Below are 16,376 nucleotides of genomic sequence, written 5' to 3'. Positions count from 1 at the left end.
ATGAAATCTCTCATTGATGAAACCCTGGAAGATTTGGGATTTTCCCACTTCGGTTTCACGTCTTTAAGCAAACCTTTAAGTTTTGAGTTCTATAAAGAATGGCTCAACCAGGGATTGCATGGAGACATGAAGTACTTGGAAGATCACGCTCCCATCAAAGAAGAACCACGCAGCAAATGGCCTCGGGCGCAAAGCGCTTTGGTTTTTGCCATTCCTTATTTTCCTCATCCTGAAAAAAAGCAGGACTTCCCTTTAAAACAAGCACGGGTCAGTCTTTACGCTCAGGGAATGGATTATCATTTTTGGTTTAAAGAACGCATGACAGAACTCTGCAAAAAATTGCAGGGTCTTATGCCTGAAGAAGAGTTTCTTCCATTCACAGATAGCAGTCCGGTTTTAGAAAGAGATTTAGCCAAACGCGCGGGGCTTGGTTGGGTCGGAAAAAATACATGCCTCATCCACCCCAAAAAAGGCAGCTTGTTTTTTATTGGCGAGATCTACACATCCTTGAAGTTAGAAACTGAGATAGAACCGTTACCGGATTTTTGCGGGACGTGCACAAGGTGCATTGATATTTGTCCCACAGGCGCTCTTCTTGAGCCGCGTAAAATGGATGCACGAAAATGCATTTCCTATCTCACCATCGAATCAAGACAAGTGCCTTCCGAAGAATTGCGCTCTCAGATCGGCGATTGGTTTTTTGGGTGTGATTTATGTCAAACCGTCTGCCCTTGGAATCAAAAAGTTTTTAAAGGGCAGCTTTCGATTGAAACAAATTTAACTCTTACACAGGAGAACGAAGAGCTCCTCATCGATGATCTTCGATACATTCTCACAGCCTCAGGAAAAAAAATCGGCCGAGATTTCTTGGGGACCCCTCTGGCACGCGCGGGATCTTTCGGATTAAAAAGAAATGCTTTGATTGTTGTCGCAAATAAAAGAATCAAAGCACTTTCCGAGGAAGTAAGAATTCTTCTGGAGCACGAGAAACTGGGCGAACTCGCAAGTTGGACTCTTAAACAAATTGAATAAAAAGCCCCTCGCAAAAAGGGGCTTTTTTATTATCAGATATGTGTCGATTTATCGCTTGAAGGTGTGGATTTTCTAAATTCTCTTTGGGCAACTTCAGATGAGTTGGAAATATCCTGAGCTCCGGCAGCTTCAAGAATTTTTTCAGCCTTATCTTCCCACTCGTTATCGTCGACATGAACAGAGATCAACATACCTCCGTCTTTCACATATTTTTCATAGCGTTTGGCTTCATATTCGGGAATACCGATACCCACTAAAGCACCAGTGACTCCGCCGACGGCTCCACCCACACCGAGTCCTGCTAAGGCGCTCATAATCGGGCCGGCCGCAACCAAAGGTCCCAATGCTGGAATTGTTGCAATCGCACCGATTCCGACAAGCCATCCGAAGGCTCCACCGAGAACAGCTCCCGTGCCTGTACCGATAGCGGCACCCTCTGGAGCTTTCGTTTGTTTTTCATGCGCAAAAGTCGCCGTGTCCCCTTTTTCAGGCATCAACACAGATACGTCTTCCGCTCTAAAACCGTCTAAACGTAATTGGTCTACACAACTTTCAAGTTCGGAGCGATTTTTAAATATTCCGAACACCACTTTTCTGCCTTGTTTAGCCATAACTGCCCCCTATTTGACGACGGTCTCGTTCACAATGATTTTTGCTCCTGAGACGCTTTTCGCAATGGTCTCTATCTTGTTTCGTTCTTGAGTTGAATCCACAGGACCTTTCAATGTCACACGACCATTTTGTGAAATGATTTTAACGTTTTTCGCATTCACAGAAAGACTGTTATCCGCGACAATTTGTTCGCGCACACGTCGAGTCAACTCTGTGTCGCTTGCATTCATCATTTGATCTTCAGCCGTCTTTTGATTTGTAGTATTTATTGTTTTTTGATTGGTTTGATTCGCTGTATGTTCTCTATCGTTTGCCAAACCAACATTAAAAGAAGCCGCTATTAAAACGGCTGATATCCATTTTATATTTGTGTTCATAACTTCACCTCACTTGTAGGCGTTTTTCTACATTATAGGTGAATTTTTTTAAGACAGACGAACGAGCTAGACGTGTTTAATAACACCCGACCTCTTTGATTAGAGGCCCAGCTTTTTCAAAAGATCGTCGATTTCTGACTGTCTGAGTTTTTGAGGGGCTGTTCCTGTGCCAACACTCATACTGTATGCTTCGCTGAACTGACTAGACACCCAACGAAGGCGTTCGATAAAGGCTTGAGGAATGGTTTCTTTCAAAACCTTTCCTTCCTTTTCGATGTTGTTAAGCAGAACACTTAAAGTCTCTGTGGCGTCTAAAAGAAGAGCCACGCAGACATCGTAAAATTGTTCATTGTCATTGATCTGAGAAGCCTTATATCCAACCGCCTTACAGAGAGCGGCGTAGTCTGAAATCATGTGCAGAGCATGATCCGGTGGTGCCATCATCGCCAAACTTTTTGCTCCCCCCATAATGCGATCGACATTGTTTCCGTAATCAGCCAATTTTTGAACCTGAGAAAAGTCACCTTCAATACTTTCGAGAAGGTCTATCAACTCTTCAATTAAGGACTTTGACTCATTTACAAAATCTTCTACAATTTCTTTATCAATCGACATAACTTACGATAACAACCGAAGGACACAGAGGCAATGGATTATGTTTCTATTCGCGTAAGCACCCTGCGCGGAGATCAAAAGATCGACTTCAACGCTTACGTTAAAATCAACGAAAAGATGATTCTCTACCTTCGTCGCGGCGACAGTTTCGAGGGAGAACGCCTCAAACGTCTTAAGGACAAAAAACTTCGCAAAATGTACATCCTTACAGACGAGGAAACAAGCTACCGCAGCTATCTGCAAAAAAATATCGAGACGGCTTACGACAACTCTTCGAACAAAGACATTCAAACTCGTTCAGAAATCATTCAAGGTTCCCAACAAAACAACGCCGAAGAAGTTTTTGAAAATCCCGACAACGTCGAATCCTACAATTACGCCAAGGATGCGGCTGGCAAGTACGTGAACTTTATCATGAGCAATGCCCAAGCCATGTCCTCGATCATGAATATCGAAAATACGGATAAAAACATCGCCCATCATGGCGTGACTGTCGCAACACTTTCAATCGCTCTGGCACAGAAATTAGGAATTAGCGATCCAAAGAAAACACAGCTTCTTACTTTGGGCGCTATCTTACACGACTACGGCCACCACAACTCTTCGCTCAATCTCAATCAGCCTTTAGATACTATGAGTGAAGCGGACCGCGCCGTTTGGAACAGACACCCTACAGATGGCGCCACAAAAGTTCAGGATAAGAAACACTTTGATCAAACTGTGATCAATATCATCGCTCAGCACGAAGAAACGATCAATGGCGCCGGCCCCAAGGGTTTGCGCGAAAAAGATCAAGATCCGTTGGCAGTTCTCGTTTCTTCTGCGAACGCCATAGATCGCCTGATCACGTTTGAAAGTGTGCCTAAAGCGGAAGCCGCGAAAAAAATGATGATCGACCATGTTGGTAAGCACCCACTGCAACATATTCAATTACTGAACGATATACTTAAAGGTCTTTAAATAAAAAAGGGCTTCATCATGAAGCCCTTTTTTCCGAAATTCCATTTTCAGTTTTAAATCTAGAACACAAATCCTAAAGTCAAAAGCGGAAGCAATTCATCTTTTTTATATTTTGTATCGCTTGTCGTTTTGTATTCAATTGAACGGTAAGTCAGTTCAACACCCACAACAAATGCACCCGTGACATTGGTAAGATACCCCAGATCACCTTGCATCCCTTTACCCTCTTTAAGATCACCCAATTCGGCAGAAGCAATATAGTGGCCCATCACAAAAAAGCCATTCGCCGCGACATAACCAACGGAACCGCCAAGAGCTTTTCCATCTGTAGTCGTACTGCCAGTTTGCGAGTTGCGCAGAGTATAGATACCACCCAGATACAAACCGCTGCCGGTTAGATATCCCAGCTTGATATCATAAATGCTATTCTTGGATTCAATCTTTGTCCCGTTGTTATCGTCGGTGGAATTATAGATAAAGGCATTGCCCGTTAACATCACGCCGCTTGCACTTCCGCGCGCCTCGGCATTTCCCGCCACCACACTTGCAATCACTACAGCCACCAGAGCTAAGATTTTTGCTTTCATCCGCACACTCCTTGTTAGGTCTCGCAAATCAGTATAGCGTCCTGACAGAGAGAGAAAAACTTATTTTGCCACTCTTCGGATGATAGTTGAGGTGTTATTTCGTCACTCAGCAAGGCCCTCTGTGTGAGTTGGTCAGGCGTGTACTTTCTATCTTCTTGTAATAAGTCGATGAATTGCGCTTCATACACGTCTAGTGCTCTTTCCACCACAGTCGCTTTCGCACCACTGTAAACAAAAGCGTACATACCTTTGTCTCGCTTTAAAACAGCGTTGTTTTGAGAGAATGAAACGATCTGCAAACTAGGATTTACGATCACGACGTTTTTTTCTAGTCGGCCCAAATCAAAAGGCTGAATTTCAATCCACGCTTGCACCCATTCCCAATGGGCGGTTTCCATAAGCCCCGGCTTATCTGGAAACATCTGACGAAGAAAGCCTACAAAATAGCGCCAATGATCTTGAAGAAGCCAACTGCTCCACTCCATCTCATCAAGATAGCGATCCCGGATTTTATTTACGGCGAACCCCAAGGCCTTGGTTGTCTCAGGAAATATCTTAGAAAAGAGAACTTGTTCTTCGTGAAGAAAATCAAAGATGTCTTTTTTCTCCGTTTTCACCGGACGAAGCCACTGCAACGTTCTGATGAGCTCCGCCTGATAAATCGACTGCACGGATTCAGGAATCATGCTTTCGTGGGTATGCAAAATAAATTTTTTTGTTTTTTGCAACTCTTCCAACTGATGGCGGCGCAATGCTCCCGTACCGACGACGTCAATGTCGCGCACAATAAGAGTTTCTGCCGAAGGAATTTCTCCGCGCAAAGGAAAAGAAAGCTGACTAGTTCCGTTATCGATAGACATTTATATTTATATTATGTGTGCTTAGATCATTGGAGCAAGCAATGTCGATGAATCTACAAGAAAAAACGTGGCCACAAGTTGAAAAATACCTAAAAACAAAAAAACACATCATCGTTCCGGTGGGCTCTACAGAGCAACACGGTCCGACGGGTCTTATTGGCATTGATTATTTGTCTGCGTGGGAAGTTGCGAAAGCTGTTGGAGAAAAAACAAAAACTCTGGTGGCTCCGCCGTTGTGTTTTGGAATGGCTGTGCACCACATGGCTTTCCCTGGGACGATTACTTTTTCTCCCATCACTTACATTCAAGTGGTGACTGAAATCATTCAAAGCCTGGGAAAGCACGGCTTTAATAAGTTTACATTTATCAACGGTCACGGCGGCAATATCGCCCCTTTGACTTCGGCGTTCTGCCAAGCCAAACAAGATCAAGAGACTTTCGATATTAAACTTTTCAACTGGTGGCATCTTCCTGAGGTGACGGCTTACGAAAACAAAGTCTTTGGTAACGAAAATGGTTTTCATGCGACATGCGGAGAAATCTCCGTCACAATGTTCACTCATCCTGAAGCTTATAAAGATGTTCCGAAGATGGATTTCAAACCGACGAAAGATCGTCCTCATTGGCCAATGGCTCCGAAAGAGTTCCGTGAAACTTTCCCCGATGGTCGAATGGGTTCAAACCCGAGCCTTTGCTCGGCTGAACACGGGAAAGTGCTATTTAATTTAGCAGTTGACTCGATCTGTCAAAAAATGGAGTAGAAATACTATTGACCGAGCATAAGAGCCATGGAACAAGGTGGGGCATGAGATTATTGTTTTTCGTCCTCAGCCTTGCTGTTTCATCTGTGGCTTTTTCTTCTCAACCGATTGTTGGGACTATAGAAAGAGACTTCACAGGCGTTTATTTGCATTCAGGCGATCTCTGCCCTCGCTATGTTATTGATTCAAAATCAGAAGATGCTTCTACGAACATCCGTAAGCTTACGACGGGCGATACAATCACAGCAACGGGCCTTCTTGATGTCCAAACTTGCAAAGCCGTGATTGAAAGCGTTGAGTATGTAGGTCTTAAGAAAATGCTCGGCTACTGGTATAGCCAAGACGGCATTATCACTGTTCGTGATTTCAACTCTTTGAGTTTTTATCCAATCAATTTAAAAGATTTCCAAAACGGCGCTGACTACAGAACAGCCGACCCGATCACTTATCGCTACAGCGTCACACCGACGGAAGGAAAAGAGTGGGTTGTCTTCTTGTCAGACACCACAAGCACTACTTTTGCGACGATTCAGTTTGGCAAAAGCAATGCGACCATGAAAATCTATGATTCAGAGACTGGAGATGTTAAAAAAATTCTCCGCATGTCTAAGTGGGGCAACCTGAGATAATGAGCTGGTTTCATCCGATCGACAAACATCTTCTTTTCACCAAAAACGACAAAGAAGATCCGCGTCTTGGAGAATGCGTCCAGCCTTTATCAAAGCCTGATCTACAAAAAATTTCCGAACATGATTTTGACTTCGCCATCTTAGGTCTTCCTGACGATGAAGGCATTGCTTTGAATGGCGGACGCCCTGGAGCGCAAGCGGCTCCCCGTGAGGTTCGTTTTTATCTCTACAAGATGACTCCACACTTGGCTTCCATCCGCCTGCCAAAAATTTTGGACTTGGGTGATCTGGCGGATAAAGAAAAACCTTTGGGCGATCGTCACGAGAAAGCGCGCGAAACTGCACGTGCGTTGGCTGCGTCGGGAAAACGCTGGATCTCCCTTGGTGGCGGTCATGATTATGGCTACTGCGATGGTGCAGGATTTTTGGATGTCTTTAAAGACAATGCCGTCTTGATTAATTTTGATGCTCATATGGATGTCCGTCCGACGGATAAAGGTTTTAATTCGGGCACACCTTTTCACCGTGTACTTTCAGAATTCAAAGGTCACGTGGACTTTGCTGAAGTTGGAATTCAAAACCAATGCAACAGCCAAGCTCATATCACTTGGGCGAAAAATCACGGGGCTTCTGTTTTCACTTTAGACCAAGTGAATGCCGAAGGACTTTTGCCCGTTCTTAAAAACTTCATGAAGGATAAAGAAAAGAAAAAAGTTTTCTTAAGCATCGACATCGATGCCTTCACTTCCAATGAAGCCCCAGGTTGCAGTCAGTCTTGGACCACGGGTTTATTTACAAAAGAATTTTTAGAGAGCTTCTTGTGGCTGAATCGCGAATTTGATGTTCGTGGTATTGGTATTTACGAAGTTTCTCCGCCATTGGATCAAGACAATCGCACAAGTAAGTTAGCGGCTCTTATCGCGCACAATTTTATTTTCGCAAATCTGAACAAGGCCTAGTTATGAAACGAGGGTTTGGCAGCGACAATCATGCCGGAGTTCACCCGCAGATTTTAGCTTCTTTGGCAGAAGCCAACGTCGATCACGCTCCTGCTTACGGAACTGATGAATGGACGGAAAAAGCTATTGCGGAATTTAAAAAACAATTTGGCTCAGACGCGCAGGTGTTTTTTGTTTTCAACGGCACAGCTGCGAACGTCACGGCATTAAAAGCCCTGACGGAATCCTACCAAGCGATCTTCTGTTCTGATGTCGCACACATCAATGTGGATGAGTGTGGCGCTCCGGAATTTTTTACTGGCGCAAAGCTTATTGCGTTGCCTTCCGTGAATGGAAAAATTTCTGTCGCTGATTTAGAGAAAACCTACATCCGTCGCGGCGATCAACACTACTCACAAGGACAAGTGTTGTCGATTACTCAACCCACCGAGCTTGGAACGACTTACTCTATCGAAGAATTAAAAGTTTTAATTGGCTTGGCCAAAGAAAAGAAAATGCACGTGCATATTGATGGCTCTCGCCTTTCAAATGCCGCCGCTTATTTAAAGAAAACTCTGAAAGAAATCACAGCGGATTTAGGCGTCGATGCAGTGTCTTTTGGCGGTACTAAAAACGGACTTTTGATGGGTGAAGCTGTGGTGTTCTTTAATAAAGAGCTTGCGCAGAATTTCAAATATATTCGCAAACAGAGCGCGCAACTTCCTTCAAAAACTCGTTTTATCGCTTGTCAGTTTCAAGCATATTTTCAGAATAATTTATGGCAAGATATTGCCAACCACTCTTGCTCCATGGCGCAGTATCTTTACGAAGCCGTCAAAGATATTCCTGGCGTGAGTGTGCGCGAAGTTCCGCAAAGCAATGCGGTCTTTGCAAAAATCCCCAGTTCTTGGGTGAAACCTCTGCGTGAGAAATATTTCTTTTACGTGTGGGATGAAAATACATTCGAGTGCCGCTGGATGACCTCTTGGGACACTCGCAAAGAAGATATCGATGGCTTTGCCGCGGCTTTAAAGGAGCTTTCACGATGAAATACCCTGCAGTTCACTATCATAACTATCTTGGCCTTGACGCCCTTTTATCTGCACAACATCCAAAAAGTGCCGAATACGGAAAGCCTGCTCACGATGAGATGCTTTTCATCACTGTCCACCAAACTTACGAGTTGTGGTTTAAGCAAATTATTTTTGAATTGGATTCTGTCCTTGCGACATTTAAAAAAGACTCCATTCCTGAAAGAGAACTTGGTGTTACCAGTGCCCGTCTTGAGCGCATCGCGAGCATTTTGAAAATGATCATCAACCAAATCGACGTTCTAGAGACCATGACCCCAATGGACTTCTTGGATTTCCGTGACATGCTTTACCCGGCTTCAGGATTTCAAAGTTTTCAGTGGCGTTTGATTGAAACGAAGCTTGGTCTTCGCATGGGCGATCGTTTGGCTTACAACCAGGCGCCGTTTTATAAGTCTTTAACGGAAGAACAACAAAAAGAGATGATGAATGTTTTAAACTCTGAATCTTTATTTGATTCCGTTGAAAAGTGGCTAGAAAGAACGCCGTTCCTACAAGGCGAAAACTTTAATTTCTGGGATTCTTACAAACAAGCTGTGAACAAAATGTTCCAAGCAGATATTGATGTTGTGAAGAAAAATACACGTCTCACCGAAGAAGAAAAAGCCCGCGACATCGCAGGCCTTGAAGCGACGTTGAAAAGCTTTGATGCTCTTTTTAGCGAAGACGTTTACAACCAGCTTCGCAAAGAAGGTCAATACCGTCTCAGCTATAAAGCTTTGCACGCGGCGATCCTGATCCCGCTTTATCGCCATCAGCCTATTCTTCAAACGCCTTTCCGTATCATCAGAGCCTTATTAGACATTGACGAGACGATGACAACTTGGCGCTACCGTCACGCGATGATGGCTTTGCGTATGCTCGGACAAAAAATCGGTACTGGCGGATCTAGCGGTCACAAATACTTATCCGAAGCGACGACGAAGCATAAGATCTTTGGAGACTTCTTTAATCTCACAACTTTCTTTATTCCAAGCTCGCAAGTGCCGCCACTTCCCGAGTCGATCGCAAAACGCATGAACTTCAATTACTAAAAGGTACGCCGTACCTTTTTGAATTGCAGGGCATAAAAGGCGCGTAGGTTTTTACGCGCCTTTTTATTTCTAAATACTTCTCATTCTTATCTGTTCTTTCAAATCCTGCAGCAGTCTCTTCAATGAACTTACGACACTTTTTCCTTCGCCTCGTTTACGTATGCTCACCGACTGATCTTGAACCTCGCGGTCTCCAATCACCAGCACATACGGGACTTGTTCCGCTTGGGCTTCGGCGACTTTCTTCGAAAGACTTTCGATGCGCTCATCAATCTCAACACGCACAAAAGCGTTATGTAACGCTTTTTGCACTTCTCTTCCCCACTCAAAATGCCTTTCTGCAATGGGAAGAATTTTGACCTGCACCGGCGACAACCATAAAGGAAAAGCCCCTTTGTATTTTTCAATCAAGAACGACACCATTCTTTCGTGAGAACCTAGCGGAGCTCGATGCAAAATCAAAGGTCGTACAGCTTTGCCATTTTCATCGATATAAGAAAGATCGAATCTTTCAGCGCTGATGAAATCCAATTGCACAGTGGAAGCGGACTCTTCCTTGCCGTAAATATTTTTAAGCTGAATATCAATCTTAGGCCCGTAAAACGCGGCCTCGCCCTCTTCTTCATTGAACGGCCATTGCAACTCGATAAGGACATCTCTTAAGACGCCTTCTGCCCACACCCACTTCTCTGGGAAAGGAACATATTTTCCGTCAGAACTTCCTCCCCATTTTGAAAGTCGCACACGGTATTCAGAAATTCGTAAGACACGATAAGCTTCTTGATACATTTGAAGAACTTTTTTGATTTCGTTTTTTACTTGATCGGGACGGCAATACAGATGCGCATCGTTCTGACATAGACCTCGCGCACGCATAAGACCTGACAGCACACCTGAGCGCTCATAGCGATACACTTGCCCGTATTCTGCTAGTCGCAGCGGAAGATCTCTGTAACTTCGTAGCTGTGACGAGTAGATCTTATGATGGTGAGGACAACACATAGGTCTTAACCGATAGCGCACGTTTTCAAGCTCAATGGGCGGAAACATCGAGTCTTCGTAATAAGGCAAATGTCCCGATTGATGATAAAGGTCTTCTTTAGCGATATGCGGACTCACGACACGCTGAAATCCTGCAAAGAATTCCAACTCGCGTGCGAACTTTTCAAGTTCATCCCGCAAAACAACGCCTGCCGGAAGCCACAACGGCAGACCTGCTCCGATATTTTCCTCTGAATGATAATAGTGATGCTTTTTATTTAATTCACGATGGTCGTGCTCGTGAAGGCAAAGCTCGGCCTTCACGTTTTTTTCTTCAAAAGACATGAGAAAACTCCAAATAAGAGATTTAAAATATATAAATTAAAAAAATGCAGACGGTTTGCGCTTTGCTAAGAAAGCGACAATATAAGAATGATCCCCTTACGGGGTGGTCGTAGAGAAACTAAGAATGAGGTTTAAGAAAACAGAAAAACACATGCTCTGAAAATAACATAAGCCATGACAAGACCCCAATAAATAATTTTTGGGGCCCTCATAAGAAAAATTTAGGTTTATTTAAGACCTTTAAGGAATTGCAGCATCTCGGCTGCGTGGCCTTGGGCTTTGATCTTACGGAATTCACCGACAAGTTTTTGATCTTCGTCAATGATGAAAGTGCTGCGCTCGATGCCCATCACTTTTTTGCCGTACATATTCTTTTCTTTGATGACGTCAAAGAGCTTGCAGACTTCTTCGTCTTCATCGGAAAGCAATTGAAATTTAAAATCGTATTTGCAGATAAATTTATCGTGCGACTTCAAACTGTCACGAGAAATTCCTACGACTTCCGCATTCTGTTTTTTAAACTGTGAAAGCATGTCGTTAAATTCAATGCCTTCTGTTGTGCACCCTGGAGTGCTGTCTTTCGGGTAAAAATACAAAACGACTTTTTTACCTTTGTAATCAGATAAAGAAAAATCTTCCCCACTTGAAGAAGCGATTTTAAAATTCGGAACTTTTTTACCTAATGCGACTTTAGCGGCCATAAACTCCTCCTGCGGCAGGTGGCGCTGGTGGCACAACGTCTTGTGGCTGTTGTGCACCATCTTGCTGAGGAACCTCTTCTATCATTTCATGATCTTCAGGAACAGGTCCTTGTTGATTTTGTTGTCGTTGCATCATCACGTCAGGGTCCACGGCTTGTCCACGCGGTGGCGGCAAATGAAGCGGGGTTAATGCTGGCGGTTCGCCCTCTTCAGGCACTCCCACTCCCGGAGGGACGACTTGCACAGCTCCTCCCTCCGGAGGCAGCGTCAACGGCGGAGCACCCGGTGCTCGCTCCTGTGCGGCCGTCGCTTTCGGAGTCGGAGATGGTTTTGGTGTCGGTGTCGGCTCTGGAGGATAAAGCTCTGTCTCGGTGACATAGATTTTTCCTTCCATTGGAATATCCGCTTCAATTTTGCGCGTGTCAGATAAGTTTTCGTATACCTTGCCACGCAATTTAATTAAATTCTTGCCAGCTTTTTCGTAATCGTAGACATCCAAACGGATCATTTGTTCTTTTGTTCGATCTTGCGACCAGTCTTTGCATTTTAGTTTTTGCAATTGTCCCTGTTCATCGCCATTAAAAGTACACTGGATGTGTTTGTTTAAAACCGTCGCACCAAGACCTAGAATTTCTTCTAAGTTCTCAGGAAAAAATGTCGCCTGAATTTCTTTAAGACTTGGAGCTGAAAACTCAGCGATTTTTTTTGCTGCGATTTTCTCACTGCACTTTTCAAAAATCTCGGCTTTTTGCGGGAATCCGTTCGCTCCCAGCACATCGCGCTTCACCAAATAGCGATCGCAACTAAACATAGACTTATTCGTAAGCTTGATATTTTGTGAGGCCAACAAAGCTCTTTGAACTTTACCAAAGGGAGATTTTCCGATGGGAGGACGTTCATTGGTCAAAACCCACCAGGCTTCGCGATGGATGGCGTCCGCCTGTTCGAAATAACGCGCGAACACATCGAGACTTTTGTCTTTGCTCGACGCATCTTGCTCCGGTGACACGGTAACTTTTTGCACCGTCTTAGGAGCCTCCTCCACAGGAGAAACCTTCTTTTCCTCACGGGAAAAACACGAAGCCAGGGATAAAAAGAGTCCGATCAGGACCAGTTGTCGCAGCAATGCCATCCCCTCAAGTTTTGCAAATACCTTTTGCGAAAACAAGATTTGTTTCGCGAATTTACTTTACCCAACCTGGGTACTTACTCTATCCTTTTTCGGAACATAATTTATTAGCATCAGGAGGGAAGAATGGAAAAGATTTGGCTGAAAAACTATCCAAAAGGCGTTAGCCCTGAAGTGGATGTCACAAAATACACTTCCCTTGTCGATATGTACGAAGAATCTGTTCGTATGTTCACTTCCAAAAAAGCTTTCACAAACATGGGAGTGAGCCTCACCTTCTCAGATTTAGATCGCAAGGTGGATCAATTTGCTTCCTTCCTGCAAAACGAATTAAAACTAAAAAAAGGCGACCGCATCGCGATTCAAATGCCGAATGTTTTGCAATTTCCGGTGATTGCATTCGCGGCACTTCGCTCAGGCCTGACAATCGTAAACACGAATCCTCTTTACACAGCAAAAGAGATGCAACACCAATTCAAAGATTCAGGCGCCAAAGCTGTTGTGATTCTTGCCAACTATGCTCACCTGCTTGAACAAATTCTTAAAGACACAGACATCGAAAGTGTCGTTGTTACGGAAATCGCGGATCTCTTCCCGACTCCAAAAAGAATTCTTGTTAATTCGGTTGTGAAATATATCAAAAAAATGGTGCCTGCTTATAATATTCCTCACGCTTACACCTTCCGTCAGGCACTGGAATTGGGCGCGATGAAACCTTCGCAACGAGTGCCAACGACTTTAGATGATATTGCATTCCTTCAATACACAGGTGGCACAACAGGTGTTGCAAAAGGAGCGATGCTTCTTCACCGCAACGTTCTTGCGAACGTCATGCAAATCCGCGATTGGATGCAACCAAAACTTCGCGAAGGTGAAGAGGTGGCGATTGCCGCTCTTCCTTTGTATCACATCTTCGCTTTGACTTTGAACTGTTTGGGGCTTCTTCGTTATGGTGCTGAAAATATTTTGATCACGAACCCTCGTGATATTCCAGGCTTTATCAAAGAACTTAAAAAGACGCCATTTACAGTCATGGCTGGCGTGAATACTTTGTTCAACGCTTTGATGAACAATCCCGAATTTATGACGGTGAATTTTAGCCGTGTAAAAGTGAGCGTCGCAGGTGCAATGACTTTGCAAAAATCTGTTGCTGAAAAATGGATGGAGCTTACAAAATCCGTGATCGTCGAAGGCTACGGCTTAACAGAAGCCTCCCCTGTTGTGTCTTGCAATCCCATTGATGGCACGGACAAAGTAGGATCTATCGGTCTTCCTTTTCCTAGCACAGATGTAAAACTTGTGAATGATGACGACCAAGAAGTTCCGATGGGAGAACCTGGAGAACTTGTTTGCAAAGGCCCTCAAGTGATGGCGGGTTATTGGAACCGTCCGGATGAAACAGCGAAAGTTCTTAAAGACGGCTGGCTAAAAACGGGCGATGTGGCTGTTGTTGACGCTGACGGCTTCTTTAAGATCGTCGATCGCAAAAAAGATATGATCTTGGTATCAGGCTTTAACGTTTATCCAAACGAAGTGGAAGAAGCGATTGCTTCTCACCCTGGAGTCTTAGAAGTGGCTGCGATCGGGGTTCCTGATGAACACTCTGGAGAAATCGTGAAAGCGGTTGTCGTAAAGAAAGATCCAAACTTGACGGCAGAAGATGTAATTGCACACGCTCGCAAAAGTTTAACAAACTATAAAGTGCCACGTTTGGTAGAGTTTAGAACAGAGCTTCCGAAAACAAACGTCGGAAAAATATTACGTCGTGCTTTAAGAGAAACGACTAAATAAATCGGCGGACGCCGGCAGAGCGAAGCGGTCCCGGACCGCGAAGCTGGAGCAATATAAAAGGGGCTTTAAAAGCCCCTTTTCTTTTTGAAAGCTTAAGCTTTCTTATTCCAAGAAGCACACCAAGCATTCGCGTAAACAAGTTTACCAGCGAAGATAGTGCAAGTTCCTGCTTCCTGACCGTTACGAGTTTCTTTTTTAGCGTAGAAACCGCAAGTCGCACAATGATTGCCTTTTGCTTCCGGAGATTTCTTGTGATCCTCAATATACTTTACTGCTTTTGCAACTGAGTCATTTGGATCTACCATTGGCATAGCACCACCGGCTGCCGGAGCACCACCACCGCGTTTTTTCTGAGCTTGCGCTTGAGAAGAAAACACGCTTGTTAAAACCGCAGGAGCTACGAAAGTCACACCCGCAATTTTTGCCATTGTTGAAAAGAAACCGCGACGATTCATTTTGTTATCGATCATGTTGCCTCCAAAAAATTTATTCTCAACTACCGATACTATAACTTTTCATTTGGTTTTCAATTGTAAATTTGCAGAAGATCCAGGTTGCTGCATGATGTGCCACACTTTGCTGCACTTCTGCCGTGATCTGTCGCCGTCACCGCTGACAGCCATTGCTTCAAAGAAATTAGACAGCCAACACGGACTAAAGTACTCGGCATAGACATTGATATGTGATTTGCGGGGGAAATGGGGATGAAATCTTTAGTGTGTTTTGCCGTCTTACTTTCAACGTCAATTTGTTTTGCTGATTCTTGGTACACGAAAAAGATCGAGGGGAAACTTCTCTACGATCTCTACAAAGACTCCGGCGTACCGAAGGAAGCCCTTGAAAGAACTTTTGAATTTCTCGACATCAACGATCAAAAGGAATTTAAAGTAAAACTTTATGATGAACCTGCGACAAAGAAAATCACCAATAAAAACTATGCTGTTATTATTGACTACTCCAAACCCTCATCCTCTCGCCGTCTGTATTTGCTGGACCTGAACAAAGGAACCGTCGAGAAATATTATGTAGCTCACGGAGTGAATAGCGGCGAAGACGAAGCCGTCAGCTTTTCTAACCAGATTGATTCTAAAAAATCATCTTTGGGGTTTTATATCACGGGCTCCACCTACTATGGAAATCACGGCGAATCTTTGTATTTACACGGCCTTGAGAAATCCAATAACAATGCCTTTGAACGTGCGATTGTCATGCACGGGGCTTCTTATGTCTCGATGGATTTTTTAGAGCAATATGGGCGTATGGGACGAAGCTGGGGATGCCCCGCCGTCTCTGAGGCTATCAGCCAAAAAATCTTGCCATTGATCAAAGGCGGAGCTGTGCTCTACGCTTATCACAAAAGTTTAATGAGCGTGGCACAGGCAAGCCCGGCGGTTCAAAACGTGAGCCGTGACAAGGAACAAACCGCCGAAGATGGTCACAATATCGTATTCGAAGAACTCAACCCATGAGTGAGGAGCAACCGAAGCTCCTCCCACCATCAAAAGCCCCAATACACCTAGGGCAAAAACTTTTGTTTGACGATGATGTTTATATCCGGACCAGAAAGCAAAAATTCCTACCGGAATCACAAAAATAGCCATAGAGATGTGGACCCAACCTTGATGAAAGAAATCTCCTAAAACCGGAAGAGCCAGAACAAGCAAAGGTGTCGCCAGACAATGAATCGCACAAAGACTTGAAAGAAAAATACCAAGCTTATCCCAACGATCCGTTTGCGCTTCAAAGGTTTCGTGTGCGGAATGATCTACATCACAGCAATGAGTTTCAACTTTTGCGGGAGCAGAGGGCTCGGAAAGGATACGTTCGTCCACGAATTACCACCTTTGAAACTCTGTTTTCTTCTAAATGCAAGTAATTGTCAACTAGGGAAAACTCATATTGCGTTTCCATGAACTTAGTTCCATAAAAAGGA

The 16,376-nt window shown here is 44.1% G+C and carries 19 protein-coding genes; 9 read left to right on the top strand and 10 right to left on the bottom strand.

Translation table 11 applies throughout. From position 1 onward, the window contains the following. Positions 1-1,032, top strand: a complete 1,032-nt coding sequence (gene queG / locus AAAA78_RS08560) for a tRNA epoxyqueuosine(34) reductase QueG (protein ID WP_340591455.1) — start codon at positions 1-3, stop codon at positions 1,030-1,032. 32 nt (positions 1,033-1,064) lie between these two features. Here queG and AAAA78_RS08555 read toward each other — a convergent pair whose 3' ends face one another. From AAAA78_RS08555 to AAAA78_RS08545, 3 genes are all read right to left on the bottom strand, one after another. Next, positions 1,065-1,643, bottom strand: a complete 579-nt coding sequence (locus AAAA78_RS08555; protein ID WP_295905812.1) for a quinol:electron acceptor oxidoreductase subunit ActD — start codon at positions 1,641-1,643, stop codon at positions 1,065-1,067. 9 nt (positions 1,644-1,652) lie between these two features. Then, on the bottom strand, positions 1,653-2,021 hold the full coding sequence (locus tag AAAA78_RS08550; protein ID WP_340591453.1) for a BON domain-containing protein: 369 nt from the start codon (positions 2,019-2,021) through the stop codon (positions 1,653-1,655). A 99-nt stretch (positions 2,022-2,120) separates the two neighbouring features. Further along, complete coding sequence (locus AAAA78_RS08545) at positions 2,121-2,636, bottom strand: hypothetical protein (protein ID WP_340591452.1); 516 nt, start codon at positions 2,634-2,636, stop codon at positions 2,121-2,123. A 33-nt stretch (positions 2,637-2,669) separates the two neighbouring features. Here AAAA78_RS08545 and AAAA78_RS08540 point away from each other — a divergent pair, with 33 nt between their 5' ends. Next, on the top strand, positions 2,670-3,596 hold the full coding sequence (locus AAAA78_RS08540; RefSeq protein WP_340591450.1) for an HD-GYP domain-containing protein: 927 nt from the start codon (positions 2,670-2,672) through the stop codon (positions 3,594-3,596). A gap of 59 nt (positions 3,597-3,655) precedes the next feature. Here AAAA78_RS08540 and AAAA78_RS08535 read toward each other — a convergent pair whose 3' ends face one another. Next, the gene (locus AAAA78_RS08535; protein ID WP_340591448.1) at positions 3,656-4,183 is read right to left on the bottom strand and encodes a hypothetical protein; all 528 of its coding nucleotides are present in this window, start codon (positions 4,181-4,183) and stop codon (positions 3,656-3,658) included. 14 nt (positions 4,184-4,197) lie between these two features. Continuing rightward, entirely contained in the window at positions 4,198-5,043 is an 846-nt protein-coding gene (locus AAAA78_RS08530) for a hypothetical protein (RefSeq protein ID WP_340591447.1), read from the bottom strand. 41 nt (positions 5,044-5,084) lie between these two features. Between AAAA78_RS08530 and AAAA78_RS08525 the strand changes: the two genes are divergently transcribed. Genes AAAA78_RS08525 through AAAA78_RS08505 form a run of 5 tightly spaced genes read left to right on the top strand, consistent with a single transcriptional unit; the run spans position 5,085 to position 9,496 of the window. Beyond that, positions 5,085-5,804, top strand: a complete 720-nt coding sequence (locus AAAA78_RS08525) for a creatininase family protein (protein WP_340591446.1) — start codon at positions 5,085-5,087, stop codon at positions 5,802-5,804. Positions 5,805-5,848: 44 nt separating this feature from the next. Beyond that, positions 5,849-6,433, top strand: coding sequence for a hypothetical protein (locus AAAA78_RS08520; RefSeq protein ID WP_340591444.1), 585 nt, complete (start codon positions 5,849-5,851; stop codon positions 6,431-6,433). Beyond that, complete coding sequence (locus AAAA78_RS08515; RefSeq protein WP_340591442.1) at positions 6,433-7,392, top strand: formimidoylglutamase; 960 nt, start codon at positions 6,433-6,435, stop codon at positions 7,390-7,392. Before AAAA78_RS08520 ends, AAAA78_RS08515 begins: the two co-directional genes overlap by 1 nt. 2 nt (positions 7,393-7,394) lie before the next feature. Next, the gene (locus tag AAAA78_RS08510) at positions 7,395-8,420 is read left to right on the top strand and encodes a threonine aldolase family protein (protein ID WP_340591441.1); all 1,026 of its coding nucleotides are present in this window, start codon (positions 7,395-7,397) and stop codon (positions 8,418-8,420) included. Then, positions 8,417-9,496: a tryptophan 2,3-dioxygenase family protein gene (locus AAAA78_RS08505; RefSeq protein ID WP_340591439.1), complete on the top strand. Its 1,080-nt coding sequence runs from the start codon at positions 8,417-8,419 to the stop codon at positions 9,494-9,496. The genes AAAA78_RS08510 and AAAA78_RS08505 overlap by 4 nt, the downstream gene beginning before the upstream one ends. A 69-nt stretch (positions 9,497-9,565) precedes the next feature. Here the strand turns inward: AAAA78_RS08505 and thrS are convergent, their stop codons facing one another. From thrS to AAAA78_RS08490, 3 genes are all read right to left on the bottom strand, one after another. Then, positions 9,566-10,822, bottom strand: a complete 1,257-nt coding sequence (gene thrS / locus AAAA78_RS08500; RefSeq protein WP_340591437.1) for a threonine--tRNA ligase — start codon at positions 10,820-10,822, stop codon at positions 9,566-9,568. A gap of 227 nt (positions 10,823-11,049) precedes the next feature. Further along, positions 11,050-11,523: a peroxiredoxin gene (locus tag AAAA78_RS08495; RefSeq protein WP_340591435.1), complete on the bottom strand. Its 474-nt coding sequence runs from the start codon at positions 11,521-11,523 to the stop codon at positions 11,050-11,052. Next, positions 11,513-12,547, bottom strand: a complete 1,035-nt coding sequence (locus tag AAAA78_RS08490) for a hypothetical protein (protein WP_340591433.1) — start codon at positions 12,545-12,547, stop codon at positions 11,513-11,515. The genes AAAA78_RS08495 and AAAA78_RS08490 overlap by 11 nt, the downstream gene beginning before the upstream one ends. Positions 12,548-12,778: 231 nt before the next feature. On the opposite strand from AAAA78_RS08490, the gene AAAA78_RS08485 reads away from it, so the two are divergent. Beyond that, on the top strand, positions 12,779-14,443 hold the full coding sequence (locus tag AAAA78_RS08485; protein ID WP_340591432.1) for an AMP-binding protein: 1,665 nt from the start codon (positions 12,779-12,781) through the stop codon (positions 14,441-14,443). A 92-nt stretch (positions 14,444-14,535) separates the two neighbouring features. Here AAAA78_RS08485 and AAAA78_RS08480 read toward each other — a convergent pair whose 3' ends face one another. Then, complete coding sequence (locus AAAA78_RS08480) at positions 14,536-14,913, bottom strand: high-potential iron-sulfur protein (RefSeq protein WP_295906043.1); 378 nt, start codon at positions 14,911-14,913, stop codon at positions 14,536-14,538. Between the two features lie 234 nt (positions 14,914-15,147). Here AAAA78_RS08480 and AAAA78_RS08475 point away from each other — a divergent pair, with 234 nt between their 5' ends. Then, positions 15,148-15,912, top strand: coding sequence for a murein L,D-transpeptidase catalytic domain family protein (locus AAAA78_RS08475; protein ID WP_340591431.1), 765 nt, complete (start codon positions 15,148-15,150; stop codon positions 15,910-15,912). Here the strand turns inward: AAAA78_RS08475 and AAAA78_RS08470 are convergent. Continuing rightward, a complete protein-coding gene (locus AAAA78_RS08470) occupies positions 15,805-16,275 on the bottom strand; it encodes a MerC domain-containing protein (RefSeq protein ID WP_340591429.1) in 471 nt (156 codons plus the stop codon). The two genes, AAAA78_RS08475 and AAAA78_RS08470, sit on opposite strands and share 108 nt — an antisense overlap. Between the last annotated feature and the right edge of the window lie 101 nt (positions 16,276-16,376).

The sequence above is a fragment of the Bdellovibrio sp. BCCA genome (assembly GCF_037996825.1).
In the GTDB taxonomy this organism is placed as follows: domain Bacteria; phylum Bdellovibrionota; class Bdellovibrionia; order Bdellovibrionales; family Bdellovibrionaceae; genus Bdellovibrio.
Note: the sequence above shows the minus strand (reverse complement) of the source record. Positions and strands in the feature narration are given on the sequence as shown.

Coding starts and splice junctions, on each gene's coding strand:
- queG (WP_340591455.1), top strand. CDS start 1: ATGAAATCTCTCATTGATGAAACCCTGGAAGATTTGGGATTTTCCCAC.
- AAAA78_RS08555 (WP_295905812.1), bottom strand. CDS start 1,643: ATGGCTAAACAAGGCAGAAAAGTGGTGTTCGGAATATTTAAAAATCGC.
- AAAA78_RS08550 (WP_340591453.1), bottom strand. CDS start 2,021: ATGAACACAAATATAAAATGGATATCAGCCGTTTTAATAGCGGCTTCT.
- AAAA78_RS08545 (WP_340591452.1), bottom strand. CDS start 2,636: ATGTCGATTGATAAAGAAATTGTAGAAGATTTTGTAAATGAGTCAAAG.
- AAAA78_RS08540 (WP_340591450.1), top strand. CDS start 2,670: ATGGATTATGTTTCTATTCGCGTAAGCACCCTGCGCGGAGATCAAAAG.
- AAAA78_RS08535 (WP_340591448.1), bottom strand. CDS start 4,183: ATGAAAGCAAAAATCTTAGCTCTGGTGGCTGTAGTGATTGCAAGTGTG.
- AAAA78_RS08530 (WP_340591447.1), bottom strand. CDS start 5,043: ATGTCTATCGATAACGGAACTAGTCAGCTTTCTTTTCCTTTGCGCGGA.
- AAAA78_RS08525 (WP_340591446.1), top strand. CDS start 5,085: ATGTCGATGAATCTACAAGAAAAAACGTGGCCACAAGTTGAAAAATAC.
- AAAA78_RS08520 (WP_340591444.1), top strand. CDS start 5,849: ATGAGATTATTGTTTTTCGTCCTCAGCCTTGCTGTTTCATCTGTGGCT.
- AAAA78_RS08515 (WP_340591442.1), top strand. CDS start 6,433: ATGAGCTGGTTTCATCCGATCGACAAACATCTTCTTTTCACCAAAAAC.
- AAAA78_RS08510 (WP_340591441.1), top strand. CDS start 7,395: ATGAAACGAGGGTTTGGCAGCGACAATCATGCCGGAGTTCACCCGCAG.
- AAAA78_RS08505 (WP_340591439.1), top strand. CDS start 8,417: ATGAAATACCCTGCAGTTCACTATCATAACTATCTTGGCCTTGACGCC.
- thrS (WP_340591437.1), bottom strand. CDS start 10,822: ATGTCTTTTGAAGAAAAAAACGTGAAGGCCGAGCTTTGCCTTCACGAG.
- AAAA78_RS08495 (WP_340591435.1), bottom strand. CDS start 11,523: ATGGCCGCTAAAGTCGCATTAGGTAAAAAAGTTCCGAATTTTAAAATC.
- AAAA78_RS08485 (WP_340591432.1), top strand. CDS start 12,779: ATGGAAAAGATTTGGCTGAAAAACTATCCAAAAGGCGTTAGCCCTGAA.
- AAAA78_RS08480 (WP_295906043.1), bottom strand. CDS start 14,913: ATGATCGATAACAAAATGAATCGTCGCGGTTTCTTTTCAACAATGGCA.
- AAAA78_RS08475 (WP_340591431.1), top strand. CDS start 15,148: ATGAAATCTTTAGTGTGTTTTGCCGTCTTACTTTCAACGTCAATTTGT.